Here is a 6,135-nt window from a genome sequence, read left to right as displayed (position 1 = left end):
CGCCACATTCCTCGCACTACTTGTTCCTACCAATTTTTCTTCTTCTAGCTCATCGCTATTTTAAACAGTTTCCTGTTTGAATTGACTGGTTTCTCTTCTCTGTTTAATTTTCAAAGACCATATCGCTGCACTAGACAGCTTGTATATATTATCATTTCTGTTTTCCTTTGTCAACACATTTTTTAAACTTATTTTTCATCAACTAATTGCTGATGTATGTGTCTTCTTGGGAACGAGATATATCATACCATGGTACTTATACTCTATTTTCATTTGTAATCCCATTAAAATAAATTCACATTAAAAATGCTCGATTTTTCTCATATTTTCTCATAATATCTTTTAATGATACACTAGGAAAGGTATTCTTGAGTAACTATGACTTATAATCTTGAATTTGTCTATAATCCTTTTCCTTAAGTGTAATGGGAGTATTGCGAATGGTAGCTATCAAATAAATTATTATTTCATAATTACATCTAGCATTCTTTCAGTATTATTTACAAATTCCTTTGTAATCTGATAATGTTCTGTATCTCTATATTCCCTTTTTCTAAATCCACCTTTCAGCTCATATATAATAGAATCTGGATATGCCATTATAATTGGTGAATGAGTGGCAATTATAAATTGAGAATCTTCCTGAACTAACTGATGCAATCTAGAAAGCATGGTCATTTGTCGTGACGGTGATAATGCCGCTTCAGGCTCATCTAAAATATATAATCCCCTTCCCCTAAATCTATTTAAAAATACTGCTAAGAATGATTCTCCATGTGACTGCTCGTGTAAAGAGATGCCTCCATAGGAATCAATAATTCTTGCACCAATTCCATGCTTGTCCAACTCTTCAATATTAGTTGCAACATTATAAAAGCTTTCTGCTCTAAAAAAGAAGCCATCTTCTGGCCTTCTTACTCCTTTAATTAACTTTAAGTATTTATATAAATCTGAATGTGTACTCATAGTTGAAAAATTGAAATTTTTTGTTCCACCTTCAGGGTTAAATCCATATGCTGTAGCTATTGCCTCAAGTATAGTTGATTTACCAGTACCATTTTCCCCTACAATAAATGTCACCTTAGGATGAAATTCTAAAGTAAATAGATTATTTACTGCATCTAAACAAAATGGGTATGTATCAAAGGACTCTACCTCATCTCTATATAATTTTACTGACCTTAAGTATTGATTATATTTAAACCCTTCCAAATTATAACTCCTCCAGTTGCTAATATAATTATATTTTATGTTTTATTTTTTCTAATTTATCCATATATTTATCATGTATGTTATGAAACATGAACACTGCAATTATACAACCTATCAAAGCCCACAGCATATCCCAATGTGTATCCCATTTATCACCTTGTAGACCTAAAAATGCATCTGCTGATTGCCCCAAAATCATAGCTGTTCCCCATTCTATCAATTCATAAGATGCACTTATGGATAAACAAATACACACAATTAATATTGATAATATTGCTCCCTTCTTAAGTTTTAGCTTTCTTATTAATAATTCTCTTATAATAAAAGCGGAAATAAATCCTTGAAAGAAATGCCCAAACCTATCGTAATCATTTCTGTGTAATCCATAGGCTTCTTTTATCCAATTAAACAATGGCACTTCCTCGTAGGTATAATGTGCTCCAATAAGCATTAAAATTATCTGAAAAAAAATAAGTATATAAGTAAAAGTTGTAAATTGAAATTTTTTATAGGTAATTACTAATATTATAACTTCAATTAAAATTGGGGCAGCTTCCAAAAACCATATAAAGTAACTCTTTGGTCTAATAAGCGATAAAATCAAAGCTAATCCAAACATTATTAATAAACCAATATGTATTTTAATATCCTTATTAATCTCATTCACCTTTATACACTCCAATTTCACAAAAACTACTTAGACTTCATATAATCATATACAAGATTATTTTAGTAGTTTATGTGAAACCATAAATATTATTCAAATAACCAATACTTTATTTAGAGCACTTTAATAGATAAAAACCCCATCTTTCCATGAGCCAATGAGTGTTTTTACTTCATCTATCAGCATTTTTCCACCTATAGATATTGTATTTTCATGGGATTTATAAATTATCCATTCCATTTTAGGAGAACACCAAAATCCCTCTAAACAAGTTTCACCATCCTGTTTAAATATTGCAAAAGCAGATATCTCCATTATATAACTTGCTGGATCAGTTATATTAATTTCATAAATTTTTTCTTCTCCCAAGTTTTTCAAAGCGCTTTGAAGCTTTAAAAAATTTATATTATCATAAAAAAATTTTTCCTTAAAAACTATAACATCGTCTCTATGTGAGCCTGTAAATGGATCAGCAAAGTTTTCTATCCCCCATTTATCTCTAACTTTTTCTTCTATATAATCAATTTCATTTTCAGCTAAAACTCTTCTATAAAATATAGGTTCAACATAATTTAATTTTTCCTTATCTATTGATTTTATATAGCTTATTAACTGCTGTTTTGATATTATACTTAATCTTTTTTCTTCCTCATTATAATTTGGATAACAGTATATAGTATTGGATTTAACAGTACTACTTTCTATAACATTAATTAAACTTACTTCAAATTCTTCTAATAATTTATAATCGTTAGTTATAAAGCTTTCTATTTCAATTAAAAATGATTTAAATATATTTTTTAAGCATGTATTATATGTTGTATTCTGAATTAAATTTATTATCCCCTCATCTTTACTTTCATTAAATTCTTTTTGCCCTATTTCTTCTATAATTTTAAAAATTCTTTTATAATTTTTCATTAATTCCTCACTAAAATTATCAATTTTTTCTATACAATATTTTCGCACAATCATATGCATATTAATTATTTCATTCATAATTTCATTCATAAAGATCCCCCTTAGAATTTTATTTATCTAGTTTACTATTTATATATTTTTTTAAAGTTTCAACATGCATTGGATAAAAACTATGTGTATTCTTTTCAATAAGTTCTTTTAAATCAATTAATGATATCCATCTAATATTTCTTGTTTCATTAGTTTTTTCTAATACTTCTCCTTTAACTTTACAAATAAAAGTTTGTACCATTATTGGATAATTTCCTTCTATATTTTGTGAGCATGTAAAAGGAGTATAATTTAACACTTTATATCCATTGGATTCAAAAACACTAGCTTCTTTTTCTCCTTCTATTTGGATAACTTCCAATCCTGTTTCTTCCCATATTTCTCTTTTTAAACATTCATAAATATTTTCAAATTCTCTTATCTTTCCTGCTGGTATTTCAATTAATCCTTCTTCTGCCTTAGCATCATCTTTGAATCTTTCTTGAATTAAAACATATTCTATATTATTTATTGTTTTTTCTATTATTCCTCCTGCGGCTGGTTTTGAAAATACTTCTTCCATAATATCCTTAATATCCTCCTAAAAACTCTCTAAAATTTATCATAGAATATAGCACTTCTATTTATGATAAATGGAAGTGCTATAATATTATTTAAGTGTCTTCATAACTTGTGGAATTTCCTTTTTTATATTCAAAAAAGTTTTAATTTCAGGATGTGTTTCTGGAAAGTTTACATCCGTCGGTCCACCTACAAAATAAGTTTCTCCATTTATTTTGTAGTATTTCTCACATCCATAAATAGAATCATACATATTCTCATCTAAATCCTTAGTTTTTTTAATAATAGCAAAAAGTAATCCTAGCCCGTTTCCTACCTTTTCCTTTGGTTGAAAATAAACTGCTACACAATCATCTTTTTCTTCAACTCTATATTTATCTCTCCAACTTTCAGGGAAAGTAAGGGAAAATCCAAATTTTTTGCTCTTAAATTCCATTTTATTACTCTTTACTTCATTGTTTTGTTTATCATCTATCTTTTTTACTTCATTCTTTATTATTTCTATTTCCCTTTTGGTATTTGATTCATCTTTTACCTTTGTTTCACTCTTTGACTTATCTTCATTTTCCTTTATTTCATTATTCTTTGATTCATTTGATGAAGTTGAAGATGAAACTGTTTCTGTTTTTAATGAAGTATCTTTTTGAGGAACTTCTTTATTTCCACATCCAATTACTGTCCCAACTAATGCCAATGTAATTAAACCAGTTAATAATAACTTTCTCATAAATTTCTCCTTTCATTTCATTTTATCTGAACCTAAAAATCAATTGATTTGATTTTCCTAAGATTATATACGTTTTTTTATTGAATTAGTTTCAACAAATATACTCATTCTACTTATTTATCTTTAATGTTAAGTTTTACCAATAACTTCCACCATGGATTTTCCATATTTTTATTATTATTTGTATTTACAATATCCATTGCATCTTTTCTAGCTGCTAATTCATAAATTACAACTGGTTCATTAAATGCAACTCCATATTTTTCATCAGAATAACACCACCATTTACCTGACTTACATAAAAAATTAGGTATATTAATATATTTAGCGCCACCACCTTCTTTATCATTTTTTATATCAGCAAATAACTTTATATCTTCATTGGCATTTTCTGTATTAAATAGAAGCACTATAGAAATATTTCCTTGAAAACCTTTATCTATAGGTAACTCTATAATTTCTCCAGTTTTAAATATTTTCTCATTTTTCCATAACTCATATGTGATATTAATTAATTTATTATCCCCTTTAAATTTCAATGAAATATTGTCTCCCTCTATGCCCATATCAGGCGTAAAATTAAAAAGCCTTTGTATAGACTCTGTATACATCTTATAACCTGAAAAATGCTCAACTTTTACTTTAGAATTAAGATCACTACATGCTATGCTTAAAAATAATGTAATGATAATTGCTAGGATAGAAAATCGTTTCATTTTGTTTTCCTCCTATAAACTAAAATATTTTTTATAGTATTTCTCAATGTACATTTTACCATTATATGCATAAAAAACATAGCACTTCCATACTCTTGGATTATGCTATGTTTTTATTAATAGCAGAAGTTTAACTACATTCAATCATTATCAGTCTTTATTATTTCATCTATTTCATTAAATAAAATACCACGATCAATTACATTACTATTATTAATTAGCACTGCAACATTATTATTTCCCTCATCGCTGGAAGCTAAATCTAATTTTCCATCTCCATTAAAATCTGATGTTGCAATGCCCCAAGGTAAATTACCTACTGGGAAAAACTGAACTGAATTAAATGTTCCATCTCCATTGCCTAGTAATACTCCAATATTGCTAGAACCTCTATTTGCTGTAGCTAAATCTAATTTTCCATCTTCATCAAAATCACCTACAACTATAGACCAAGGTGACATTCCAGTACCATATGATACAGCTAACTGAAACGTTCCATCTCCATTGCCTAATAAAACAACCACATTATTTAAACCTTCGTTTGCTATAGCTAAATCTAATTTTCCATCTCCATTAAGGTCTCTTAAAAGCATACCTCGTGGCAAACTACCTGCACCTGTACTATAAGGTACCATTGACTGAAAAGTCCCATCTCCATTACCTAATAGAATCCCTGCATTATCAGAATCTCGATTAGTTACAGCTAAATCCATCTTACCAGCCCCATTAAAGTCTCCTGCTTTAATATCCCATGGTGAATTACCAACACCTATGGTAGTAGCAGTATTAAATGTGCCATCACCATTACCTAATAAAATGGATACATTATCAGAACCATAATTTGCTGTTACTAAATCAATCTTGCCATCACCATTAACATCCACTGCAACTATTCCATAAGGATTAAACCCTAAAACAAGATAATTAACCGCTGCTCCAAATGTTCCATCTCCATTGCCTAATAATACTGAAACATTATGCGAGCTCCAGTTTGTTACAGCTATATCAATTTTTCCATCCCCATTAAAATCTGCTGTAACTATTCCACGTGGAATATTACCTACTGCGAAAAAATTTGGGGTCTGAAAAGTTCCATCTCCATTACCTAATAGAACAGCTACATTTGCAGCTCCTTCATCTACTATAACTAAATCAGCTTTACCATCACCATTAACATCAGCCACAGTCATTCCTTTAGGTATAGAACCTGTGGGGAAGAAAGTGGCTGCATTGAAAGACAAATTTGACATAATATTCACCCCCCAATCTATAATATTCAG

At 28.8% G+C, this 6,135-nt stretch carries 7 protein-coding genes; all 7 read right to left on the bottom strand.

Annotated elements, in window-relative coordinates; all coding sequences use genetic code 11:
* Positions 1-462 precede the first annotated feature (462 nt).
* Positions 463-1,212, bottom strand: a complete 750-nt coding sequence (locus tag T514_RS0120985; RefSeq protein ID WP_027626512.1) for an AAA family ATPase — start codon at positions 1,210-1,212, stop codon at positions 463-465.
* Positions 1,213-1,240: 28 nt separating this feature from the next.
* On the bottom strand, positions 1,241-1,879 hold the full coding sequence (locus T514_RS0120980; protein ID WP_034869853.1) for a DUF2238 domain-containing protein: 639 nt from the start codon (positions 1,877-1,879) through the stop codon (positions 1,241-1,243).
* 123 nt (positions 1,880-2,002) lie between these two features.
* Positions 2,003-2,890 (bottom strand): hypothetical protein, encoded by an 888-nt coding sequence (locus T514_RS0120975; RefSeq protein WP_027626510.1) that lies wholly within the window; start codon positions 2,888-2,890, stop codon positions 2,003-2,005.
* 19 nt (positions 2,891-2,909) lie between these two features.
* Positions 2,910-3,413, bottom strand: coding sequence for an NUDIX hydrolase (locus tag T514_RS0120970; protein WP_027626509.1), 504 nt, complete (start codon positions 3,411-3,413; stop codon positions 2,910-2,912).
* An 87-nt stretch (positions 3,414-3,500) separates the two neighbouring features.
* Positions 3,501-4,139, bottom strand: a complete 639-nt coding sequence (locus T514_RS0120965; protein WP_027626508.1) for a hypothetical protein — start codon at positions 4,137-4,139, stop codon at positions 3,501-3,503.
* 113 nt (positions 4,140-4,252) lie between these two features.
* Positions 4,253-4,855: a hypothetical protein gene (locus T514_RS0120960; protein WP_027626507.1), complete on the bottom strand. Its 603-nt coding sequence runs from the start codon at positions 4,853-4,855 to the stop codon at positions 4,253-4,255.
* 140 nt (positions 4,856-4,995) lie between these two features.
* Positions 4,996-6,105: an FG-GAP repeat domain-containing protein gene (locus T514_RS25240; RefSeq protein ID WP_051542229.1), complete on the bottom strand. Its 1,110-nt coding sequence runs from the start codon at positions 6,103-6,105 to the stop codon at positions 4,996-4,998.
* Positions 6,106-6,135 lie beyond the last annotated feature (30 nt).

Origin of the sequence: Clostridium lundense DSM 17049 (genome assembly GCF_000619945.1) — a bacterium.
Lineage (GTDB): Bacteria > Bacillota > Clostridia > Clostridiales > Clostridiaceae > Clostridium_AO > Clostridium_AO lundense.
This window is presented reverse-complemented; position numbering and strand designations above follow the sequence as displayed.